Source organism: Candidatus Pseudomonas auctus (assembly GCF_048654275.1).
GTDB classification, from domain to species: domain Bacteria; phylum Pseudomonadota; class Gammaproteobacteria; order Pseudomonadales; family Pseudomonadaceae; genus Aquipseudomonas; species Aquipseudomonas pharyngis.
On record NZ_JBJYZK010000003.1, the window covers coordinates 528,763 to 551,386 of the forward strand.

A 22,624-nucleotide genomic window follows, 5' to 3' on the forward strand; every position below is an offset into this window, starting at 1 on the left:
CTCCGACTACAGCAGGTAAGAAAGACCGACGGTCAGGGCGAAAGCGACAACCGAGATCAGGGTTTCCAGCACCGTCCAGGTCTTGAACGTCTGGGCCACGGTCATGTTGAAGTATTCCTTGATCAACCAGAAGCCGCCGTCGTTGACGTGGGAAAAGATAACCGAGCCCGCGCCGGTCGCCAGCACCAGCAGTTCCGGGTGTGGATAACCCAGACCGATGGCCACGGGCGCGACCACGCCGGAAGCCGTGGTCATCGCGACCGTGGCCGAACCGGTGGCGATGCGCATCAACGCGGCGAACAGCCAGCCCATGATCAGCGGCGACAGGTGAAATTCGTGGGCCAGACCGACGATCTGATCGGTGACGCCGGCGTCCACCAGAATCCGGTTCAGACCGCCACCAGCGCCCACCAACAAGGTGATGCTGGCGGTCGGCGCCAGGCATTCGTTGGTGAACTTGAGGATCGATTCGCGGTTGAAACCCTGCGCAATGCCGAGCGTCCAGAAACTCAACAGCGTCGCCAGCAACAGCGCGATCACCGAATTGCCGATGAACAACAGGAACTGATTGAAAGCGCTGCCCGGCGTGGAAATCAGGTTGGCCCAGCCGCCGATCAGCATCAGCACCACCGGCAACAGAATGGTGGCCATGGTGATGCCGAAACCCGGCAGGCTGTCGCGGGGTTCGCGTTCGAGGAATTGTTTTTCCAGCGGGTTATCCGCCGGCAACTGAATGCGCGGCACGATGAATTTGGCGTACAGGGGGCCGGCAATGATCGCCGTCGGAATGCCGATGGCAATTGCGTACAGCAAGGTCTGCCCGACCGACGCCTGATAGGCCTGCACCGCCAGCATCGCCGCCGGGTGCGGCGGCACCAGCGCATGCACCACCGACAGCCCGGCGACCATCGGCAGACCGACCATCAGAATCGACACGCCCACCCGCCGCGCCACGGTAAAGGCAATCGGCACCAGCAACACGAAACCGACTTCGAAAAACAGCGGCAGCCCCACCAGAAATGCAATGCACACCATCGCCCAGTGCGCGTTCTTCTCGCCAAAGCGCTCGATCAGCGTGCGCGCCATCTGCTCGGCGCCACCGGACTCGGCCATCATCTTGCCGAGCATCGTCCCCAGCGCCACCACCAGCGCAATGTGCCCCAGCGTCTTGCCCACCCCGGCCTCGTAAGCCCCCACCACCCCGGACGGCGGCATCCCCGCCACCAGCGCGAGGCCAATGGAAATCAGGGTGATGACAATGAACGGATTGAGCCGGTAACGGGCGATCAGAACGATCAGGTTGATGATGGCAACGGCGGCGTACACCAGCAGCCAATAGCCGAAGGACGGTGTCATGCGGTACTCCTCGAAAGGGTCACGTTCGAATGGGTTGTGAAACTCATAAATCATTTCGAGATCGAGTTTTCAAACCAAGTGAAAGTAATTTTCGTGGAGGGACAAGGGTTGTCGTTTTTTGATATGTCTTGTCGCGAATAATGAAAATCGCGGGGTAGGATTTTCATGACCCGGCTGAAGGTTTCGCCCAGACCACAAGGTTTTCAACATCAGTCCAGGCGCTATACTCGGCAGACGCTTTCTATAGAGTTCCTGCCATGACTGCTCCGCGCCGCCGCCCCAAAAAGCTCACTGCCGAAGCGTTGATACGCGCGATTGCCAGTTCGACAGCCATCGAAACGGGTCAGAGCGTTGAATCGATTGAACGCAAGCTGAAGCTCAAGGACAGCAAGTTTCTGCATCTTTCTCTGGCCGAATAGAGTCGTCATTCAGTTTCTGAAAAAGTGGCGAATTCACTCAATCTCGGCGCCAAGACAAATCCAAAAACACAAACGGCTGCCCAAAGGCAGCCGTTCACAGGTTAGTCGCAAAGCCCTCTCGGGTTTAATCAACCCTCACACCATTTCGTTACGAATCCATTCAACCACCGACGTGCGCTTCGGCGCCCAGCCCAGCAGTTCGCGGGCGTGTTTGCCGCGTACGCGGCTGTTGGAGCCGAGGCCGTAGTTGGCCATCTCGTAGCCCCACTCGGCTTCGGCATCTTTCAGTGGCCAGTCTTGTGGCTGGCCCAGATTCAGCGCTTCGGCCATGGCGGTGGTCATGTCGATGAACGACGCTTCGCCGCTTTCGACGAAGTAGAAGGTGCCCGGGACGTTTTTGGTCAGGGCCAGCAGGTACAGCGCCACGACATCTTCGATGTGCACGTTGGACCAGATGTTCTGACCGGTGCCGACGTGACGAACCACGCCGCTTTTACGTGCCTGTTTCAGCAGGCGCGGCAGTTGCACGCTGTCGCGATTGACGCCCAGGCTGTGGCCGTAAATCAGGGTGTTGCAGATGACGGCCGAGTTCACGCCGTCCTGCGCTGCGGCGAGGATCAGATTGTCGATGGCCACCCGTGCGGCCTTGTCGACGGTCGGCTCCGGCAGGTTGTCTTCGAAGTAGATGACATCGCTGGATTTGCCGCCGGACGCATCGCCGACGATGCTCGAACCGCTGGTGTGCAGGAACACTTTGTTCGAGCCGCGCAGGGCATCGAGCAGGGCTTCGACCGCACCGCGATGGTCGCTGCTGGCGGCGTTGATCACGGCGTCGGCGGCGCGAGCCTGTTCGGCCAGCAGTGTCTTGTCGTCGAGGGTGCCGATTACCGGGGTGATGCCCAGCGCTTTCAGCTCATTGGCCTGTTCGGCGCTGCGCACCAGACCGATGACGGTGTGGCCGGCCTGGACCAGACCGGTGGCGATGGAGCCGCCGATAAAACCGGCAGCGCCGGTGACGAATACGTTCATGGAGAAACTCCCTGCGTGAGTAAGTGATGGAGCGAGTATCGACCGGCGAGTTCTGTGGAAAAACCCGCCCACAACCAAATCACTGTTGCGCAGGGATCACGAATCAGCCCTTGAAATCAGCGCTGGCGTAAGCCGCCAGTTTGCTCTGGATGAAGTCCAGGAAGCACTGGATGCGCAGCGCCAGCTGCGAGTTGCGGTAGTACACCGCGTTGATCGGCTGGCGATAACCGCTGTTGAATTCCGCCAGCAACACCTTGAGGCGCCCTGCGCGAATGTCGTCGATGGTCATGAAGTGCGAGAGGCAGGCGATGCCCTGTCCCTCCAGCGCCAGATGGCGAACCGTCTCGCCGCTGGAGGCGCTGATCGCCGGAGTGATCGGCCAACGGTCGCCGTGCACGTAACGCAGAGGCCACTGGTTGAGGCCTTCGTTTTGGGTGAAGCCAAGCAAGGTGTGCTCGCTCAGATCGGCCACTTCGCGCGGCGCACCGTGTTTTTCCACATACGCTGGACTGGCGACGATCAGCAGCGGACTGCAACCCAGCGAGCGGGCATGCAACGTCGAATCGGCGAGGGTGCCGATGCGGATAGCAACGTCGGTGCTTTGTTCCAGCAGGTCAATGATCAGGTCATTGCTGTTGAGTTCGAGCTGGATGTCCGGGTACAGCCGGCGGAATTCGTCGATGTACGGCACGACGGCGTGGAGCATGAACGGCGACGCGGCGTTGATCCGCAGTCGCCCTGATGGCGTCTGCTGGCGCGAAGACAGGCGCTCTTCGAGCTGGTCCATCTGGTCGAGGATCAGCTTGGCCTGTTCGAAGAAGTACTTGCCCTCCTCGGTCAGGTCCATGCGCCGAGTGGTGCGGTTGATCAGCGTGGTGTCGAGCTTGGCTTCCAGTCGCGACAGCGTGCGGCTGACCGCCGACGGCGTCTGTCCGACCTGCTCGGCGGCGGCGGAAATCGAACCGCATTCGATCACGCAGACGAAAATCTGCAACTCATCGGATCTGGCTTTCACGGGTGTCCTCGAATCGAAAGGCCTGCTGCGCAAGCTCAGGCCTTCGATAGTAGCCGAGCGTCAGGCCTTGAGGCCAAACACCTCGGTCAGATGCTGCTCGTAACGCGCCACATCAGCTTCGATGTTCGGGCGTTTCATCACGTCCACACAAAGGAACGTCGGCAGGCCGGTCATGCCGAGGAACTGGTTGGCCTTGTGGAACGGGAAGTACACGGCGTCCACGCCTTTGGCTTCGAAGAAGTCGGTCGGGTCATCGAACGCCTGCTGCGGTGCGTTCCAGGTCAGCGACAGCATGTATTGCTTGCCGTGGATCAGACCGCCGCTGCCGTACTTCTGCGAGGAATCGGAACGGGTACGGCCGTCGCTGGCGTAGAGGCTGCCGTGGCCTTCGGTGAAGACTTCGTCGATGTACTTTTTCACGGTCCACGGTGCGCCCATCCACCAGCCCGGCATCTGATAAATGATCACGTCGGCCCAGAGGAATTTGGCGACTTCTTCGGCGATGTCGTAACCCTCGTCGATGAAGGTGGTCTTGACGTCGAGACCGCCACGATCCAGCACGCTCAACGCCGATTCGTGCAGGGTGGTGTTGTAGCGACCGTCGGAGTGGGCGAATTTTTTACCGCCATTGAGCAACAGCACTTTTTTCATGGGAGAGCCTCGATCGGATTCCGATGCGCAGCGCAGAGCGCTGGATGGAGAAGGGGAAAAATGCAATGGCGGCAGATTAGCGATCCGTCTCGCGCGGAATAAGCACCGATGGCGCAAAAATCATTTGAGTAAAACGCACGAATCGATTGCCGATTGTTGCCGTAGGATTGGCCGCCATCTGAATCTGAGGAGTTTTTTGCGATGAGCGAACGCCAGGGTTTCATCCTGCACGCCAAGACCCGCCCGGAAAAAGCCGAGGCTTTCGAAGCGTTTTTCCGCGCCTACGTCGAGCCGAGCCGCGCCGAATCCGGCTGCATCGAGTACCACATGCTGCGCGACAAGGAAGACCCGACCCTGTTCATCTTCTACGAGATCTGGGAAAGCCAGGCGCATCTGGACGTGCACTCGAACCTGCCGCACATGCAGCAGTTCCTGGCCCAGCGCATGGAATACCTGGAGCGGGATTTCGATATCCGCCCGATTGAAATGCTCAGCGATTCGTCCGCTAACCGCTGATCAGCAGATGGGCGCCGAGCGCGCCCAGACCGATGAAAAACACCCGCCTGAACAGCACGGCGCTGATGCGCTGGCGCAGCCATTGGCCGAGCCACATGCCGAGGACAGCGGGGATCAGCGCCAGCAGCGAAGCACTCAGTTCCGCGCCGCCGAGCGACCCGCGCCAGAGCAATCCGCCGGCCAGCGCCAGGGTCGACACGGTGAAGGACAGCCCCAGCGCCTGCACCAGTTCATCGCGGCTCAAGCCCAGGGCCTGCATGTACGGGACGGCGGGAATCACGAACACCCCCGTCGCCGAAGTGATGACGCCGGTGATCACGCCACACAGCGGCCCCAGCCATGGTTCATGGCGGCGACTGACACTCAGCGTCGGCAGGAACAATCCGCTCAACGCATAGAGCAACAGCGCCGCGCCAAGTCCGCGCACCACCCAATGCCCGCCTGCCATGCCGATCCACAAGGTGCCGATGGCCGTGCCGAGGAAGATCGCCAGCAGCATCGGCCACAAGCGTTTCACCAGCCCCTGCAAATGCCCGCCGAACGCCAGTTGCCAGACGTTGGTGAGGGTCGCCGGAATGATCAGCAACGCCGCAGCCTGCGACGGTGCCATAGCCAGACCGAGCAGCCCCATGGCGACGGTAGGCAGGCCGAGGCCGATCACGCCCTTGATCATGCCGGCGACGACGAAGGTCACCATCACCAGCAATGACAGGGTCAGACCGAGGTTTTGATAGAAATCGGCGAGTGCATTCATGGCCATACTGTGCGCCTGCGAGGATCAACTGAAAATCTGTCATACACTGAGGCAGCCTCTTTCAACACAAGAGGCTTGTAGATTTTTTGCGGCCACTGGCCTCTTCGTCGGGACCGACACCACTGATATTGAGGCTGCCCCATGCACTTCGACCTCACCGACCTGCGCCTCTATTTGCACATCCTCGACAGCGGCAACATCACCGCCGGCGCCGCTCGCAGTCATCTGTCGCTGGCGGCGGCGAGCGCGCGTATCAGGGCAATGGAAGCTTCATTGGGTACCGAATTCCTCGAGCGCGGGCGCCGTGGTGTCACGCCGACGCCGGCCGGCAAAGCCCTGGCGCAACATGCGCGGGTGATGCTGCAACAGGCTGAACGTCTGCAACAGGATCTGGCCGAATATGCCCGCGGCGTCAGAGGCCAGGTGCGTCTGCTGTGTAACACCACGGCGCTCAGCGAATACCTGCCGGAGGTGCTGGCGGATTTCCTGCGTGAACATCCCAATCTCGACATCGATTTGCAGGAACTGCCCAGCGCTCGCATCACCCATGCCTTGCGTCAGGGCGCGGCGGATCTGGGCATTGTGTCCGACGCGATCGACACCACCGACTTGCAGACCCTAGCCTTTCGCGATGATCCGCTGGTGCTGATTCTGCCTTTGGAACATCCACTGTCTGACGCAACTGAAGTCAGTTTCAGCGACGCTCTGCGCCATGACTTTGTCGGGCTGCAGGCCGACAGCGCTTTGGCGATTTACCTGGAAGAGCAGGCGCTGCACAGCGGCTCGCGGATGCAGATCCGCATCCGTGCCGATGGCTTCAACGGCGTGATGCGCATGGTGGCCCGAGGTGCCGGCCTGGGCATCGTGCCGCTGGCGGCGGTTCAGCGCGCTGCGCCGCAAGCCTTCAAGACCCTGCCAATGAATGAAGGCTGGGCCAGGCGCAAACTGTTGCTGTGCGCCCGCGACTTCGCCGCGTTGCCGCCCTATGCCACAGCCTTGTTGCAAGCCTTGGCACTCCCGTAAACATGTTTTTTTCTTCGGCAAAATAAGCACAAGGAATAGCTTGCAAGGTACGTATACATACGTACTATATCGCCAGAGCGAACGTGTTGCCCGATACCCGTTTTCGCACAACGACAACGGACAAGGAAGAACGGATCGGCTCCATTAAACCTACATGGAATGAGGTGACGCGATGGTTGATTCAACGGAGTTTCGTAATGCAATGGCGATGCTGGGGAGTGCCGTCACCATCGTCACGACCGATGGCCCTGCGGGGCGTTTCGGCTTTACCGCCTCGGCGGTGTGCAGCGTGACGGATTCACCGCCGACGCTGCTGGTGTGCGTCAATCGCTCGTCGTCCAATCACGAGCATTTCAAGACCAATGGCGTGCTGTGCGTGAACGTGCTGACTGGCGACCACCAGTCGACCTCCGGCGCATTCGCCAATCGGCAGTTGAGCATGCAGGAGCGTTTTTCCAGCGTGAACTGCCAGACCCTCAAGACCGGTTCGCCGGTGATCGAGGAGGCGCTGGTCAGCCTCGATTGCCGAGTCAGCAAGGTCGACGAGGTCGGCACCCACAGCATCTTCTACTGTGAAATTCTCGAGCTGCAGCAACACAGCGAGGCCACGGAAGGCCTGGTCTATTTCAACCGCAGTTACTACCGTCTGAACGACGAACTGCGCCTGGCACCCGAGCAGTGATCCAGACACCCGCCGGCCTCGGCTGAAGCCGGCCGGCGGGTCATGACAGGGATGTAACCATGCTATTCAATGAAGATAACTTCGCGGATATCGACCTGAACCTGATCATCATTTTCCTGGTGCTGTTCCGCGAACGCAGCGTGTCCCGCACGGCCGAACGTCTGCACGTCAAACAACCCGCCATCAGCGGATCGCTGGCACGGCTGCGCAAGCGCTTCGATGATCCGTTGTTTCTGCGCTCGTCGAGAACCATGCGCCCGACCTCGAAAGCCGAGCAACTGGCGCAAGCGCTGACGCCGGCCATCAAGCAAATCGAAGCGGTGATCCGGCTCTGAAAAACCGGCGAAAAAAAACCTGCGGGGGTTCGCTTCCGCAGGTTTCATTTCATCAGGCCGACTTGAGCGCCTGAGCGTACTCGACCCGAGCCCAGAACGCCGGCAGGAAGCACTCGCTGACCAGCAGCGCCGAACCATTGCGGGTGAAACGCGAACGCCGGGCCAACAGACGTTCGGCTTGCGGCGCGTAGCGATAGGACAGCGCGGCCAACGGCGCACCGGGCGGCAGCAAGGCACATTGGAAGGGTTCGCGCAGGGTCTGCTCCGAGGTGTAGAGAATCTCGGCCAGCGGTCGACGGCCGTAGCCGTTCAGCTCCGCCCAGTCGCCATTCAGCGCCGGCACGCTGGTCAGGCTGCGCGCCGTGACACATGCCTCGCCATCGAGCTTCATCACCACTTCGCGCACCCAGCCAATGGTGTTTGGCGGCACGTTCAGCGCTTGCGCTTCTTCAGGGTCGAGCGGGCCATGGGACTGCTCGACGACTTCGATTGAATAATCGCCCATGGCTTTCAGACGTGGGGTCAGTGCCCCGGGCAAAAACAGCCAGTGATGCTCGGAGCCGGTCAATTCCGACAGCGGTCGCGATGACCAGTAATGACTTGTATCCATACCCGCTCACACCTTCCTGGTGATGGTGAATTGTTGGTTGCCGTGGAAGGCCAACCCTTCACCGGCGGTGTCTGTCACTCGGCTCCGACTTCTTCGGTCACTTCGTGTTTGCTGATGACGCTGATGGTCTGTTCATCGGTCTTGACTGCCGACAGCAGCGAGTCGAGCAGGCCCGGAAAACGCACGTCCATGTCTTCACGACGCAGGGACAGCAGGTTTTCCCGACCGTAAGGGCGCTGCCAAATCAGACCGCTGTCACGCAGAACCCGCCAGTGGTGGGTCATGGTCGACTTCGATGCACCCTTGAGGATCCGGCCGCACGGATGTTCCTGGCCATCGGCCAATACTTTCAACACGGTCAGGCGCAGCGGGCTTCCCAATGCGGACAGCACATTTTCCAGAAGGATCTGATCCTGATTGGGATGATTCGGGACGTTCATAGGTAGGTACCCTTGATGATATAGGCGGGAAAAATCCGTCTTGTATTCGTCTATACGAGAACAGTAAGACTATACACAAGATGTTTTTTCCCCGCGACAGCCGCCCCGGAGGCGGCGTCCCGCAAAACAACTACAAATCGCTGCTCTGCGCGGTCTCCAGCGCAGGCGCCTGGAACCCGCCGCCCAGCGCTGCCATCAACGAAACCGAGCTGTCGATGTGCTTGCTGTTGAGGAAGGCCAGGCGCATTTCGTCCTGAATCAATTGTTGCTCGATGTTAAGCGCATCGAGGAACGTGTCCTCCCCGGCCTTGTAGCGCGACTGCGACAGATCGTAGGACGACTGGGCAATCGCACAGGCATCGCGCTGCACGACGATCTGCTGCTCGAACGAACGCAACTGCGTCACCGAAATCGCCACCTCGTGCAGGGCCGAATTCAGCACCCGGTTGTACTGTGCGATGGAGCTGTCGAGTTCGGCATTGCCGGCCTTCAGATCCGAGCGCAGACGCCCGGCATCGAAGATCGGCAGCGACACCGTCGGCGCCACGTTCCAGAACTTGCTGACCCCGGCGAACAGCGCATCACCGGTCAATGCATGGGACCCCGCCGCCGCCACCAGATTGATGTTCGGGTAGAACGTGGTCTTCACCGCCTCGACGTTTTTAGTCTCGGCCTCCACGCGCCAACGTGCGGCGACGATGTCCGGACGGCGGCCCAATAGTTGAGCCGGCAACTGCGCCGGCAATGCCACCACGCTCGCTTGCAGATTCGATGGGCGCTCGAGCGTGTGCGCACGATCGACGCCCTTGCCGATCAGCGCCGACAACTGCAGGCGGGCGATTTCGATGTCTTCGTTGGCGCCGATCAGCGTCGATTCCGAACGCGCCTTGAGGCTCTGCACCTGCTTGAGTTGCGACAGATTGTCGAGGCCCGAGCCGTAACGTGAATCCGTCAGGTCCACCAGTTTGCTCAAGCGTTCCAGATCCCGTTGATTGAGCTCCGAGACCTGCCACGCATACGCCAACTGGTTGTAAGCCTTGACCACGTTGACCGCCAGAATCAGCCGCGACGATTGCAGATCGACTTCCGCCGCTCTCGCGCTGTTCAGCGCCGATTCCCAGGCGGCACGCTGGCCGCCCCAGAGGTCGAAGGTGTAGCTGAAATTCACCGCCAGATTGCGTGCGGTGAAGTACTTGTGTCCCTCGCCGCTGTAGTCCTCGAAGCGCGACAGCCGACCGCGAGTGACACCCGCCGATGCGTCCATTTCCGGATAGCGCTCGGCGTCGCGCAGGTCGAGAAATGCGTTGGCCTTCGCGACCCGGGCAGCGACTTCCTGCAAGTCCGGGTTGCTGGCGTAAGCCTCTTCGATCAGAGCACCCAGACGTGGGTCGCCCAGCGATGTCCACCAGTCCGCACGCGGCCATTGAGCCGGCGGCAGTTTGTCTTTCAGGCTGTCGGACGGCGCATCGCCGACCGCCAGCAATTTGCCCTGATGATCGATCCCGGCGTAGTTCACACAACCGGCCGCCAACAGGATGGACGCCGCCAGCGGCGCCAGCATCAAACGTGTAATCGAATGCATGTCACGTCCTCACAGGATGGGTTGCGGCACGCCGGCCGGCTCGGCTTCGGGTGCGTGGCTCGGTTGCTTGATCGAACTGAGCAGCGTGTACACCGACGGCAGAATGAACAGGGTGAACAAGGTGCCGATCAGCATCCCCACCACAATCACCAGGCCCAGGCCGAAGCGGCTGTTGGCGCCGGCACCGCTGGCGAACAACAGCGGCGCGAGGCCGACCACCATTGCCGCAGTGGTCATCAGGATCGGCCGCAGACGCACCTGCGCGGCGTGCTGGATCGCTTGCACGCGGTCCATGCCTTGCTGGCGCTGCAACTCGTTGGCGAACGCGACCATCAGGATCCCGTGCTTACTGATCAGACCGATCAGCGTGATCAGGCCGATCTGGGTGTAGATGTTCATCGACGTCATGCCCAGCGCCAGCGGCACCAGGGCCCCGCAGATCGACAACGGCACGCTGATCAGGATGATGAACGGGTCGCGGAAGCTCTCGTATTGCACGCTCAGCACCAGATAGATGATCACCAGGGCCAGGCCGAAGGTGAACGCCAGGCTGTTGCCTTCCTGCACGTATTGGCGGGCGTCGGACTGCCAGTCGAAACTGAAGCCGGCGGGGAAACCTTCCGATTGTTTTTGCAGGAAGCCCACTGCATCACCCAACGTCACGCCCGGCGCCGGGATGGCCTGGAACGTGGCGGAGTTCTGCTGGTTGAACTGGGTCAGGCGATTCGGCTCGACCTTGACGCTGAGAGTGGCCAGTGTCGACAGCGGCACCGGATTGCCCTTCTGGTCCTTCACGTAATACAGCTTCAGGGTTTCCGGAGTCAGGCGATCCGCCGACACCGACTGCGGGATCACGTCGTAGGAGCGACCATGGAACGAGAACCGGTTGACGTACTTCTCACCGATCAGGCTGTTCAGCGTTTCGCCGATGTCCTGCATGCGGATGCCCAGGGCGTTGGCCTTGGCCCGGTCGACCTGGATTTCCACCACCGGGTTGTTGAAGTCCAGATCACTGTCGACCACCGCGAACAGACCGCTGGCCTGCGCGGCTTGCTTGAGCTGATCCATCACGTTGTACAGCGCCAGGTATTCCTGATCGCTGCGGATCACCATCTGCACCGGCAGGCCACCGGTGGAGCCCGGCAGCGGCGGCATCTGGAACACGAAAATGCTCGTGCCTTCGATCTGGTTCACCCGCGCCTGCAAGTCAGGCTGGATGGTGTTGGCATCGCGACCGCGTTTTTCCCAGTCCACCAGGTTGATCCCGCCGACGCTGTTGGACAGACCGTCGGAACCGTTCGCCACCCAGTTGCTGTAACCCTCGGGGATTTCGTTGAAGGTCTTGTACAACTCGTGGGCGTAGGCCTCGAGGTAATTCAGGTTGGCGTGCTGCGGCGCCTTGATTGCGGTCAGCAGGATGTTCTGGTCTTCCAGCGGCGCCAGTTCGGTCTGCGCCGAGCGATAGAGGAACGGCAGGCTGAAGAAGATCACCAGCGCCACGCTCAGGCTGATCCAGCGCCGGGCCAGCGAACCGCCGAGCAGCGCGCCATAACGACGGGACAGGTACTGGAAGAATCGATCTGCCTTGACCGCCATGAAACCTTCGCTGGTTTTCGCGTCCAGCAGACGGGTACTCATGATCGGCGACAGGGTCAGCGCGACGATGCCGGAAATCACCACGGCGCCGGCCAGGGTCAGCGCGAACTCCTTGAACAGCGTGCCGGTGAGGCCGCCCATCAAGCCAATTGGCGCGTACACCGCCGCCAGGGTGAAGGTCATCGCCACCACCGGCCCCGCCACTTCACGGGCGCCGATCAGCGCAGCGTCGAACGGCGTCTTGCCCTCTTCGATGTGACGGTGGACGTTTTCCACCACGACGATGGCGTCGTCCACCACCAACCCGATGGCCAAAACCATCGCCAGCAAGGTCAGCAGATTGAGGCTGAAGCCGAACATCTGCATCAGCATCGCTGCGCCGAGCATCGACAGCGGAATCGTCACCAGCGGAATCAGCACGGTGCGGAACGTACCGAGGCACAGGTAGATCACCAGCACCACGATCACCAGCGCTTCGAGCAGGGTGTAGCTCACCTCGTCGATCGACGACTGAATGAAGTGCGCCACTTCGAACGGGATCTGCACGGTCACGCCCGGTGGCAGGGTTTCCTGGATCTGCGGCAGCAATTCGCGCACGCGTTTGACGATGACCAGCGGGTTGCCGGTCGGTGCGGCGTCCAGGCCAAGGAACAGCGCCGGTACGTCGCTCATCGCGCCGCTGGTGTCGGTGGAGGCTGCGTTCAACTCCACGGTGCCGACGTCACGCACACGGATGATGTGGCCGTTGTCGTTGCGCAGCACCATGTCGCGGAAATCTTCGACGCTGTTCAGGTCAGTGTTGACCCGCAGGTTGCTGACCACGTACAGGCCTTTGACCTGACCGGGAGCCGCCTGGAAGTTGTTGCCCTCGATGGCCGCCGACACGTCCTGCCCGGTCATGCCGTAACCGGCCAGACGCTGCGGGTCGAGCCACAGGCGCATGGACAGTTTCTGCTCGCCCATGATGTTGATCTTGGCCACGCCTTCGATGCCGGCGAACATCGGCTCGACGACGCGGGAGATGTAGTCGGACATCTCCGGAATGGTCAGGTTGGAGCTGGCGAACGCGACGTAGGCCACGCTGGTGAAGCCGCCGGACGTGCGTTCCACCACCGGGTCGTACGCGTCCTTCGGCAAGCGGTATTTGATCTGGTTGACCTTGGCCATGACCTCGGTCAGCGCCGCGATGGAGTCACTGTTGAGTGCCATGCGGATCGTCACCTGGCTGCGGCCCTGGGTCGAGGCCGACGACAGATAGTCGATGCCCTCGACCGAGGCCACGGCCTGGCTGATCGGCTGCGTGACGAAGCCTTGCATCAGTTCCGAAGAGGCGCCGGGATATTGGGTCGTAACCGTGATGGTCGACGTTTCCAGCATCGGGTACTGGCGGATCGGCAGGTTCATCAGCGCGCGCACCCCGAACAGCAGGATCAGCGTGCTGACCACCACGGCCAGCACCGGGCGGCGAAGAAAGAGGTCGGTGAAATTCATTTTTCCAGCCCACTGAGTTTAAGAGCAATCGTGTCCGGGACACCTTCCACCGCCACGCCGTCGTGGAGCTTGAGCTGGCCGGACGTCACCACTTGCACGCCTTCGGTCAGGCCCTTGTCGACCACCGCCCAGCCATCGCGGCGCTCGCCGACCTTGATGCTTTCACGCTTGACCTTCTGCACGCCGGCCTCGTCGGTGTAGACCGAGAACACGCTTTCGCCGTAGGCGTTGTAGGTGATCGCGGTTTCCGGAATCAGCAGCTCGGCGGTCTGCGGCAGGGTCACCGAGACCCGTGCATACATGCCGGGACGCAGGCGTTTTTGCGTGTCGGTAATGACCGCTTGCACGTTGATGGTGTGGGACTGGTTGATCTGCGGATCGACCGCGACGATCTTGCCGGCGAAAGTCACATCACCCCAGGCATCGACCTTGGCCTGCACGGTCTGGCCCAGTTGCACTTGCGAGCCATCGCGCTCGGCGAGGGTGAAGTTGACGCGCAGCACGCCCGGATCGGTCAGGGTTGCCACCGCGCTGCCGGCCTGCAGGTATTGGCCCAGGTGCGCCTGGCGAATGCCGAGGGTGCCGGCGAACGGCGCGCGGATATGGCGTTGAGCGATCTGCGCCTGCATGCGCTCCATGTCGCCTTTGGCCGCGTCGTATTGAGCGCGGGCACTGTCGAAGGCGCGACGACTTTCGGCGCCGGTCTTGGCTAGCTCCTGGACACGGGCGAACTGGGCCTTGGCCGATTCGTACTCGCCTTTCAGGCGCACCAGTTCGCCTTGCTCCGGCGCGTCGTTGAGCTTGAGCAGCACTTGCCCCGCCTTCACTTCATCGCCGGACTCGAAATCGATGTCCACCACTTTGCCGCTGACTTCAGCCGACACCAGCACCTGACGCTGGGCTTCGAGTTTGCCGATGGCCTCGAGGTAGTAGGTGTAAGGCTGCTTTTTGACCACGGCCAGACCGACCCGGGTGCTGGGGATCCGTTGCTCGGCCGCCGCCGGTGGCGGCGACCAGAAACGCCAGCCCAGTGCAGCGGACAACACCACCACAAGAACAATAAAGATCAGCGACTTGATAATGTTTCGAGCAAGCATGTGGCACTCCCTTGACTCTTTGCTGCGAGCACAAAAGTTTGAGTTTTAAGAAAATAAAGGTGCAACTAAAGACGGGCGCGTTATCGATCCCTGTGAACTTTCACTTGTAAACGCGCCCGCTTTATTTATCCGCTGTTACGCCGCGGCCAGTACGTTGGTTTTATCCAGGTAATACTTGCCGATACCGTGCAAGTTCAAAGGCGACAACGTGAAGTGCTTCGAACCGGTGTGGATATCGCGGAAGCAACGCTCCAGGAAGTGCGACTTGTAGACGGCTTTGGAACCGGCCATCGAGTAGATCTGGTTGACCGCATTGACCGAGTTCTCGGTCAGCACCGAGGCTGCCAGGCCGACGCGGGCGCTGACCGGTTCGCCGATGGTTTCACCCCGGTTGATCACCTGATGGATCGCATCTTCCAGCAGCAGTTGTGCGGTATGCACCGAGGAGATGGCGCGACCGGTCTTCTCGAAGATCACCCCTTCCAGGCCCGGGTCGGTGTTCACGGCGCGGTCATTGCGGAAGTGATCGACCGCAGCCCGGGCCACGCCGAGCACGGTGGACATCGCCGCCAGGGTGCCGAACTCGTAGTAACCGGTGGCATAGGCCCGGGAATTGCGCGCTTCGGGGGATTGCTTGAGGGTTTCGACATCCAGCGAGAAAGACTTGTGGACGATCACGTTGGAGCACTGGAAGTGATGGCTGCCGGTGCCGCGCATGCCCAGGGTGTCCCAGGTCGGCAGGATGGTGCACTGGCTGGCGGGCACGAAGAACATCCGCACTTCCGGATTAGTGTTGTTTTCAGTGCCTTTGACGGTCGCGGTGCAGACCAGCCAGTCGGCGTGGGCCGAGCCGCTGGCGAACGCCCATTTGCCGCTCAGCAGGTACTCGTCGCCCATCGGCAGCGCTTCGCCACCGGAGTGGATGGCGCCGATCACGAAGCCGTCGCAGTGGTTGTAGATCGCTTCGGAAGTGGCTTCCGGCAGGTAGTCCGACAGGCGCCCCATCGCCACTTGCACTGCCAACTGCCAGGACAGCGAGGCGTCAAACCGGGCGAATTCCAGCAGCAGGGCCGAGGTGGTCTGGATATCGACCTGGGACCCGCCGAACGCCTTGGACACCGAGGTCCGGCCAAAACCTTCCTTGAAGAATCGGGACATCACATCCTTGTGCGTCGCATTGGTCTGCTCGCTGTAATCGCGGTGCTGAATAATCAGCGGATTCAGTGCACGCACCTTCTCGAGCCATTCATTGGATTCGGAGGGAAGGCTGTTCCATTGCATTAGATTTTTCATAACGGCTCCTAGCTATTATTTATTTACGATCAGCAGACGAAAAAACAGACAGAACTTTTTATTGTTGTTAAACCCCGATAAAAATGTACGTCTACAGTCGTACATTTTACAAGCACTATTATCAGACTTCTTTCATTTCCCAATAAAAGAGCAATCACTGTCCGACAATAACGCAAGGCGCAAAAGGCCAACGTAACTTGCGCACAAGTTACGTTGCTTGAAACTTTTGGATTACTTCACGCCGGCACGCCGGTCACTGACTTTCGACAGCGAGGCCCAGTCCTGATCGGCCTGACCATGGGCCATGCCGTCCAGAAGGTTGTCCTTCAACACGCTGGCAAACGGCAGCGGCACCTGCGCCGCTTCACCAGCTTCCAGCGCCAGGCGTACGTCCTTGAGACCCAGCGACAACTTGAAACCGGCCGGCTCGAATGTTTCATCGACCATCAGCTTGCCGTAGCCCTGATAAACCGGCACGGCAAACAGGGTCGAGGTGATCATCTCGATGAACGCCTCGCGACTGATACCGTAGCCGCCGGCCAGGGTCGAGGCTTCGGCCATGGATTCGATTGCCGAGGCGATCATCAGGTTGGCCGACAGTTTGGCAGCGCAGGCCACCTCGGCCATGTCGCCGAGCCTCCAGGTCTTGCGCCCCAGCACATCGAACAACGGCTGTACCCGAGCCAGTGCTTCGGCGGGCCCGGAGGCGAGAATGTTCAGATTGCCGGCAGCCGCCACATCGACCCGCCCCAACACCGGTGCCGACACGTAACCGACGCCACGCGCTGCGTGCACGGCCGCCAGTTCCCTGGCCAGCGCCACGGACACCGTGGACATGTTGACGTGCACGCTGCCGGCCCGCAGACCGTCCAGCGCCTTGGCGTCGAAGAACACCGAGCGGATTGCCGTGTCATCGCCGAGCATCGAGATCAGCACCTCGGCCTGGGCCGCCAGCGCCGGTGTCTCGACAGCTTCGGCGCCGGCCGCGGCCAGTGCCTCCAGCGGTGCCGTCGAACGATTCCACACGCGGACCCGATGCCCGGCTTTCAGCAGGTTCAGCACCATCGGTGCGCCCATCGTGCCCAGACCGATAAATCCCAGTTCCATGTCGCGTTCCTCTCTCGATGAGGTGTTCAAAGCCGTTCAGAAGATGATGCAGAATTGCGATTGTACGTGTACAGGCGTACATTTCAAGTGCCGCGACGATTCATTCTTCGCGGCGAGGGTTTCAAACACACCTTTACCCAAGGCAAGGAGGCTTTATGCAATTCGGGATCTACACCGTTGGCGACGTCACACAAGACCCTACCAACGCCCGTACCCCCAGCGAATCCGAGCGCATCCAGGCCACCCTGCAAATTGCGCAGAAAGCCGAAGACATCGGACTGGACGTGTTCGCCACCGGCGAGCACCACAATCCTCCGTTCATCACCTCCTCTCCCACCACGCTGCTGGCCTACATCGCAGCCAAGACCCAACGCATCATTCTCTCGACGTCCACCACCCTGATCAGCACCAACGATCCGGTGCGCCTTGCCGAAGAATATTCGCTGCTGCAAAACCTCTGCGGCGGCCGCATGGACCTGATGCTCGGCCGGGGCAACACCGCACCGGTCTATCCCTGGTTCGGCAAAAGCATCGCCGACGGCCTGCCACTGGCGATGGAGAACTATCGCCTGCTGCACCGGCTCTGGCGCGAAGAAGACCTCAACTGGAGCGGACGCTTTCGCACCCCGCTGAAAAACTTCACCTCGATCCCCAGGCCCCTCGATGACCTGCCGCCCTTCGTCTGGCACGGCTCGATCCGCACCCCGGAAATCGCCGAGCAGGCGGCGTATTACGGCGACGGTTTTTTCGCCAGCCACATCCTCTGGCCCCGTGAGCATTTCATGGCGCTGGTCGAGTTCTACCGCGCGCGGTTTGCCCATTACGGTCACGGCACGCCGGAGCAGGCGATCGTCGGTCTCGGCGGGCACATTTTCATGCGCCGCAACTCGCAGGATGCGCGCCGGGAGTTCCGTCCCTACTTCGACAACGCCCCGGTGTACGGCCATGGCCCGTCGCTGGAAGAGTTCATGGAAATGACCCCGCTGGCCGTCGGCAGCCCTCAGGAAATCATCGACAAGACCCTGACCTTCCGCGAGTACTTCGGCGACTACCAGCGCCAGCTGTTCCTGTTCGACCATGGCGGCATTCCGCTGAAAACGGTGCTGGAACAACTCGACATGTTCGGCAAGGAAGTGTTGCCGGTGCTGCGTGAAGAAACCCGCAAACGCCGTTCGCCGCTGGCGGCCGAAGCGCCGACGCACGCCAATCGCCTGGCCCGTTTGCAAACTCCGTCGGCCGATCCACGCGCCACGGTCAAAGCTGCCCAACTCGACAGCGTGACTGGCCACTGAACCTGGGGGAGCGAGCAGGCTCGTTCCCACACTTGATCAGGCAGCGCCTTTCAACTGGCGCTGCGCATCCATCGCCACCACCACGTCATCGTGAATCAAACGGGCCAGATACTGACCGTAACCGGTCTTGCTCATGCTGCCCGCATGCACCAGCAACTGCGCGTCGTCGATCCAGCCCTTGTGATAGGCGATTTCTTCGAGGCAGGCGATTTTCAGGCCCTGGCGTTTCTCGATGGCCTGCACGAAATTGCCGGCCTCCATCAACGCATCGTGGGTGCCGGTATCCAGCCACGCCATGCCACGGCCCATCACCGACACGTTCAATTTGCCTCGTTGCAGATAGACGTTGTTGACGTCGGTGATCTCCAGCTCGCCGCGCGGCGACGGCTTGATGTCGGCGGCAATCTGCAGCACTTCGTTGTCGTAGAAATACAAGCCGGTGACGGCGTAGTTGGACTTTGGATCGCTCGGTTTTTCGCAGATGCTCAGGGCCTTGCCGGCAGCATCGAATTCCACCACGCCAAAGCGCTCGGGATCGGCCACGTAGTAACCGAACACCGTCGCACCTTCATCACGCGCCGCCGCTTGCAGCAGGGTTTCACCGAAACCGGCGCCGTAGAAAATGTTGTCGCCGAGCACCAGGCAGACGTTGTCTTCACCGACGAATTCGCGACCGATGATGAACGCCTGGGCGAGGCCGTCCGGGCTCGGTTGCACCGCGTAGCTCAGGCTCAGGCCCAACTGGCTGCCGTCGCCGAGCATGCGCTGAAAGCCCGGCAGATCTTCCGGGGTGGAGATGATCAGGATCTCGCGGATTTCCGCCAGCATCAGCACCGACAGCGGGTAGTAGATCATCGGTTTGTCATACACCGGCAGCGACTGTTTCGAGACGCCCAAAGTGATCGGGTGCAGACGCGAACCCGCGCCGCCCGCCAGCAGAATTCCTTTGTACTTGGCCATGCTTTTTTCCTTTCAAGCAGTGAGATTTGAATGACGGAATGTTCAGGCCACGAGGGCTTCGTCGCGTTGCTCGCCGAGGCGCTCCAGCGCGTAGGCACCGGACATCACCCGCACCCACCAGGCACGGTTATCCAGATACCAGTCGACAGTTTTCTGCATGCCGCTTTCGAAGGTTTCCTGCGGCGTCCAACCCAGCGTCGCGTGAATTTTTCCGGCATCGACGGCATAGCGTTTGTCGTGGCCCGGACGATCCTTGACGAAGGTGATCAGGTCGCGGAAGTGCGCAACGCCTGCCGGTTTCTCCGCACCGCGTGCCTCCAGCAAATCGCACAGGGTGTGCACCACTTCCAGGTTGGTCTTCTCATTGTGGCCACCGATGTTGTAGGTCTGCCCGACCTCACCACGGGTGACCACCGCATACAGGGCCCGGGCGTGATCCTCGACGAACAGCCAGTCGCGGATCTGCGCGCCATCGCCGTACACCGGCAATGGCTTGCCTTGCAGCGCATTGAGAATGACGTGGGGAATCAGTTTTTCCGGGAAGTGATACGGCCCGTAATTGTTCGAGCAGTTGCTCATCACCACCGGCAAGCCAAAGGTGCGATGCCAGGCGCGAACCAGATGATCGGAACCGGCCTTGGTCGCCGAGTACGGCGAGCTTGGCGCATACGGCGTGCGCTCGGTGAACGCCGGATCTTCGGGTTCCAAGTCGCCATACACCTCATCGGTGGAAATGTGATGGAAACGGAACACCGCCTGACGCGCCGCGTCCAGTCGGTTCCAGTAACCTCGCGCCGCTTCGAGCATCGTGTAGGTGCCAACGATGTTGGTTTCGATGAAGGCTTGCGGGCCATCTATCGAGCGGTCCACGTGGGACTCGGCGGCCAGATGCATCACCGCATCCGGTTGCAGCCGTGCGAGCAGTTCGTCCAGCGCCGGCTTGTCGCAGATGTCGACCTGGCAGAAACGGTAACGCGGCGAATCGGACACCTCAGCCAGAGATTCGAGATTGCCGGCGTAGGTCAGTTTGTCGACGTTGATCACTTCACATTCGGTCTCTTCGATCAGAAACCGCACCACGGCCGAGCCAATGAAGCCCGCGCCCCCTGTCACTAAAATTTTCATCAGCGCCTCCCCTGGCAAAATGATGATTGAACGTCCTTCGATGCTGTGTGCGGATCAGTTCAACAACGCGACCCAGTATTGCGACAGCCCTTGCTCGAGAATCAGCAGCGTCTGGATGCAGACGAAGCTTTCGTCGGTGGTCGCCGAGGTCGCGTTGAGCGGGCCGAATCCACCGTCCTGCTTCTGATGGGCAGCGATCCAGTCTTTCGATTCCTGCAGATACGTCGGCTGCGCGTCGAGCAAATACATTGCTGCGATGGCCATGTAGGTACCCACCAGGCTGACCGCTTTGCCCGGCCGGTAATGGAACGATCCGTTGGACAGTTGCAGGCTCTGGAGCCAGGCGACGGTCTGTTCCGCATCAACGATGCGTCGGTTGAGAATGAACAGCGTCGACACCACGCGGTACACCGAAAACGCATCCGGCGGATAGCCGGGCTTGTTGGAGAAACCGCCGTCGGCCGAGCGGCAGCGCAAGGCGAACGCCATCACGCCCTGCTCGTCCGGCGCCTTGGCTTCAAGGGCGTGCAGCGACAGCACCGCCAGGTTGGTGTGCCAGATGTCCGAGCCGAAACCCGGCACATCGCCGAACCCGCCATCGGGGTTCTGGCACGCTTGCAGGTAACGCACGCAACCACCGATATCGTTCGGCAACGCGCCCAGCACTCGCAGCGACAACACCGCGCAGTAGGTGGCGAACACGTCGCTCAGATGCCCTGGCTGTTCGGCAAATCCGCCGTCGGTGTTTTGCGAGGCCCTGATGCAATCGATCAGGCTGGCCTTGTTTTCGATTTGCAGACCCAAGGCATGCAAGTCCGAAATCACATGCAGCCCGGAAAAAACCTGCCAGGTCTTGTCGGCACGGAAACCCAGCGGCGCGGTTTCGGCGGTCAGCCCGTAGGGCGTTTCATTCGACGCCCGGGCCTTGGCCAGCCACGCCAGATAACGCTGCAGATCGACATTGATGGTCGGCACGCCATTCGGGTGAATGCGCTGCACATCACCACCGCCATCGATCACTTGCAGCTCCCGGTTTACCAACGCCGCATCGTCATGATGAGTGACGGCAACGACCGGCTCGATGGACTGCAAGGCGTGGGCGGCGGCGAGCTGGGTTTTCAGGCTTTTCAGGTGCAACGGCAGGTACGTCAGGTTGCCGATACTGAAAATCCCCGGCTGACGCGGCGGCGCCCAGAACTGCCGAATGAACGGTACGGTCGGGTCATCCGGGGTCGACCAGAAATAGCCCTTGCCCATGAACAGCCCACCATTACGGGTGTCATGGAATTCCAGCAACGCTGCCGTCACCGAAGCCCGATCCGCTTCGCTCGCGCCGGACGGCAAGGCCTGAATCGCCTGCAACAGCAACGCTACGTCGTAGGCGGTCTTGATCGGGAATGGCGACTCGTGATTTTTGTACGAGGTGTGCCAGTCGCAACGCACTTTGCCGTTGATCCCGACCCGATCCCAGTAACCGCCGTACGCCGGATCGCGAAACAGCGCCAGGGTTTGCAGCAGGAATGAACGGGCCAGATTCGACAACGCATTGTCGTCGCGCGCATCGGCCAGGCGCGCCAGCACCAGGCTGACCTGAGCACGCACGCCGCAACGGGTCAGCGCCACATCGACACAGGATTGGCTGTCGCTGCCGGCCACCCGGCCGATCAGGTTTTCTGCATGAATCTGCAAGTGCCCGACCAAGCCGAGGCCCAACGGCTGATTGTCGATACGCGCCAGCAAGGCCGTGGCGCTGATGTCGAGATCGATCGAGGTCGCCAGCTCCAGCGGCGTCGACCAGTCGCTGCTGTACAGACCGGCGATGGTGGAGCGGGCGTAGAGCGCTTCGACCTTTTCCAGCAGGCCGTGGATCGCGGCATTGTTCGCCGCGTCCTGCGGCACCCGGCGCTGATAGGCAATCAATGCCGCCAGTGCGTCCAGTTGCAATGCCAGCGTGCGGCAGCGCCCGGAGCCGTGCGGCGTCCAGTAACGGTCGGCCAGTTCGTGAAAACCGCCATTCGACGCATCATGCAAACGCATCAGCCCGTCATGGGCAAAACGCAGTTCGACATCGTCGCCGTGCTCGGCCTGATAAAGCGTCGCGGCGACCTGATCCTGCAACTGCTTGTCGCTGGAAATCGCCACCTCGCCACTGGCATCGGTCACGGCGAAAAAGCCGCCGTGGTCGATGTCCTTGAGGCCTTGATCAAATAGAAACTGCGGATGCAGTGACATGGTAAATCCCTCTTCCTTG

At 61.0% G+C, this 22,624-nt stretch carries 21 protein-coding genes; 6 read left to right on the forward strand and 15 right to left on the reverse strand.

Going from position 1 to position 22,624, the window contains the following annotated elements:
• Window positions 1-6: 6 nt before the first annotated feature.
• Window positions 7-1,356: a GntP family permease gene (locus ACKUG4_RS08875; RefSeq protein WP_445433831.1), complete on the reverse strand. Its 1,350-nt coding sequence runs from the start codon at window positions 1,354-1,356 to the stop codon at window positions 7-9.
• A gap of 257 nt (window positions 1,357-1,613) precedes the next feature.
• On the opposite strand from ACKUG4_RS08875, the gene ACKUG4_RS08880 reads away from it, so the two are divergent.
• Complete coding sequence (locus ACKUG4_RS08880; RefSeq protein ID WP_178076178.1) at window positions 1,614-1,775, forward strand: hypothetical protein; 162 nt, start codon at window positions 1,614-1,616, stop codon at window positions 1,773-1,775.
• A 135-nt stretch (window positions 1,776-1,910) separates the two neighbouring features.
• Here the strand turns inward: ACKUG4_RS08880 and ACKUG4_RS08885 are convergent, their stop codons facing one another.
• The 3 genes from ACKUG4_RS08885 to mdaB form a co-directional block, all read right to left on the reverse strand.
• Window positions 1,911-2,804 (reverse strand): NAD-dependent epimerase/dehydratase family protein, encoded by an 894-nt coding sequence (locus ACKUG4_RS08885; RefSeq protein ID WP_445433832.1) that lies wholly within the window; start codon window positions 2,802-2,804, stop codon window positions 1,911-1,913.
• Window positions 2,805-2,907: 103 nt separating this feature from the next.
• Window positions 2,908-3,819, reverse strand: coding sequence for a LysR family transcriptional regulator (locus ACKUG4_RS08890; RefSeq protein ID WP_064593308.1), 912 nt, complete (start codon window positions 3,817-3,819; stop codon window positions 2,908-2,910).
• A gap of 60 nt (window positions 3,820-3,879) precedes the next feature.
• Complete coding sequence (gene mdaB, locus ACKUG4_RS08895) at window positions 3,880-4,470, reverse strand: NADPH:quinone oxidoreductase MdaB (protein ID WP_445433833.1); 591 nt, start codon at window positions 4,468-4,470, stop codon at window positions 3,880-3,882.
• 201 nt (window positions 4,471-4,671) lie between these two features.
• Between mdaB and ACKUG4_RS08900 the strand changes: the two genes are divergently transcribed.
• Window positions 4,672-4,986 (forward strand): putative quinol monooxygenase, encoded by a 315-nt coding sequence (locus tag ACKUG4_RS08900; protein WP_445433834.1) that lies wholly within the window; start codon window positions 4,672-4,674, stop codon window positions 4,984-4,986.
• On the opposite strand, the gene ACKUG4_RS08905 is transcribed toward ACKUG4_RS08900, so the two are convergent.
• Window positions 4,976-5,740, reverse strand: coding sequence for a sulfite exporter TauE/SafE family protein (locus ACKUG4_RS08905; protein WP_445433850.1), 765 nt, complete (start codon window positions 5,738-5,740; stop codon window positions 4,976-4,978). The two genes, ACKUG4_RS08900 and ACKUG4_RS08905, sit on opposite strands and share 11 nt — an antisense overlap.
• A 141-nt stretch (window positions 5,741-5,881) precedes the next feature.
• On the opposite strand from ACKUG4_RS08905, the gene ACKUG4_RS08910 reads away from it, so the two are divergent.
• The 3 genes from ACKUG4_RS08910 to ACKUG4_RS08920 all read left to right on the forward strand — a co-directional run bounded on the left by ACKUG4_RS08910 (window position 5,882) and on the right by ACKUG4_RS08920 (window position 7,780).
• Window positions 5,882-6,763, forward strand: a complete 882-nt coding sequence (locus ACKUG4_RS08910) for a LysR family transcriptional regulator (protein WP_445433835.1) — start codon at window positions 5,882-5,884, stop codon at window positions 6,761-6,763.
• A gap of 172 nt (window positions 6,764-6,935) precedes the next feature.
• The gene (locus ACKUG4_RS08915; protein ID WP_007953834.1) at window positions 6,936-7,445 is read left to right on the forward strand and encodes a flavin reductase; all 510 of its coding nucleotides are present in this window, start codon (window positions 6,936-6,938) and stop codon (window positions 7,443-7,445) included.
• A 59-nt stretch (window positions 7,446-7,504) separates the two neighbouring features.
• Window positions 7,505-7,780, forward strand: a complete 276-nt coding sequence (locus ACKUG4_RS08920; protein ID WP_007953837.1) for a LysR family transcriptional regulator — start codon at window positions 7,505-7,507, stop codon at window positions 7,778-7,780.
• A gap of 52 nt (window positions 7,781-7,832) precedes the next feature.
• Here ACKUG4_RS08920 and ACKUG4_RS08925 read toward each other — a convergent pair whose 3' ends face one another.
• From ACKUG4_RS08925 to ACKUG4_RS08955, 7 genes are all read right to left on the reverse strand, one after another.
• A complete protein-coding gene (locus ACKUG4_RS08925) occupies window positions 7,833-8,390 on the reverse strand; it encodes a chorismate--pyruvate lyase family protein (protein WP_445433836.1) in 558 nt (185 codons plus the stop codon).
• A gap of 74 nt (window positions 8,391-8,464) precedes the next feature.
• The gene (locus tag ACKUG4_RS08930; protein WP_039772921.1) at window positions 8,465-8,830 is read right to left on the reverse strand and encodes an ArsR/SmtB family transcription factor; all 366 of its coding nucleotides are present in this window, start codon (window positions 8,828-8,830) and stop codon (window positions 8,465-8,467) included.
• A 130-nt stretch (window positions 8,831-8,960) separates the two neighbouring features.
• On the reverse strand, window positions 8,961-10,412 hold the full coding sequence (locus ACKUG4_RS08935; RefSeq protein WP_085611258.1) for an efflux transporter outer membrane subunit: 1,452 nt from the start codon (window positions 10,410-10,412) through the stop codon (window positions 8,961-8,963).
• A gap of 9 nt (window positions 10,413-10,421) precedes the next feature.
• Window positions 10,422-13,499: a MexW/MexI family multidrug efflux RND transporter permease subunit gene (locus ACKUG4_RS08940; protein ID WP_064593301.1), complete on the reverse strand. Its 3,078-nt coding sequence runs from the start codon at window positions 13,497-13,499 to the stop codon at window positions 10,422-10,424.
• Window positions 13,496-14,596, reverse strand: a complete 1,101-nt coding sequence (locus ACKUG4_RS08945) for an efflux RND transporter periplasmic adaptor subunit (protein WP_039772925.1) — start codon at window positions 14,594-14,596, stop codon at window positions 13,496-13,498. The genes ACKUG4_RS08940 and ACKUG4_RS08945 overlap by 4 nt, the downstream gene beginning before the upstream one ends.
• 135 nt (window positions 14,597-14,731) lie before the next feature.
• Window positions 14,732-15,889 (reverse strand): acyl-CoA dehydrogenase family protein, encoded by a 1,158-nt coding sequence (locus ACKUG4_RS08950; protein WP_064593299.1) that lies wholly within the window; start codon window positions 15,887-15,889, stop codon window positions 14,732-14,734.
• 231 nt (window positions 15,890-16,120) lie between these two features.
• A complete protein-coding gene (locus ACKUG4_RS08955; RefSeq protein WP_256575332.1) occupies window positions 16,121-17,026 on the reverse strand; it encodes an NAD(P)-dependent oxidoreductase in 906 nt (301 codons plus the stop codon).
• A gap of 125 nt (window positions 17,027-17,151) precedes the next feature.
• On the opposite strand from ACKUG4_RS08955, the gene ACKUG4_RS08960 reads away from it, so the two are divergent.
• Window positions 17,152-18,288, forward strand: a complete 1,137-nt coding sequence (locus tag ACKUG4_RS08960) for an LLM class flavin-dependent oxidoreductase (RefSeq protein WP_039772929.1) — start codon at window positions 17,152-17,154, stop codon at window positions 18,286-18,288.
• A gap of 36 nt (window positions 18,289-18,324) precedes the next feature.
• On the opposite strand, the gene rfbA is transcribed toward ACKUG4_RS08960, so the two are convergent.
• The 3 genes from rfbA to ACKUG4_RS08975 are packed head-to-tail and all read right to left on the reverse strand — an operon-like array spanning window position 18,325 to window position 22,605.
• Window positions 18,325-19,248 carry a glucose-1-phosphate thymidylyltransferase RfbA gene (rfbA, locus tag ACKUG4_RS08965; protein ID WP_445433837.1) on the reverse strand — a complete coding sequence of 308 codons (924 nt, stop codon included), beginning with the start codon at window positions 19,246-19,248 and terminating at the stop codon, window positions 18,325-18,327.
• A 42-nt stretch (window positions 19,249-19,290) separates the two neighbouring features.
• Entirely contained in the window at window positions 19,291-20,373 is a 1,083-nt protein-coding gene (gene rfbB, locus ACKUG4_RS08970) for a dTDP-glucose 4,6-dehydratase (RefSeq protein WP_445433838.1), read from the reverse strand.
• Between the two features lie 54 nt (window positions 20,374-20,427).
• Window positions 20,428-22,605: a prenyltransferase/squalene oxidase repeat-containing protein gene (locus ACKUG4_RS08975; protein ID WP_445433839.1), complete on the reverse strand. Its 2,178-nt coding sequence runs from the start codon at window positions 22,603-22,605 to the stop codon at window positions 20,428-20,430.
• Between the last annotated feature and the right edge of the window lie 19 nt (window positions 22,606-22,624).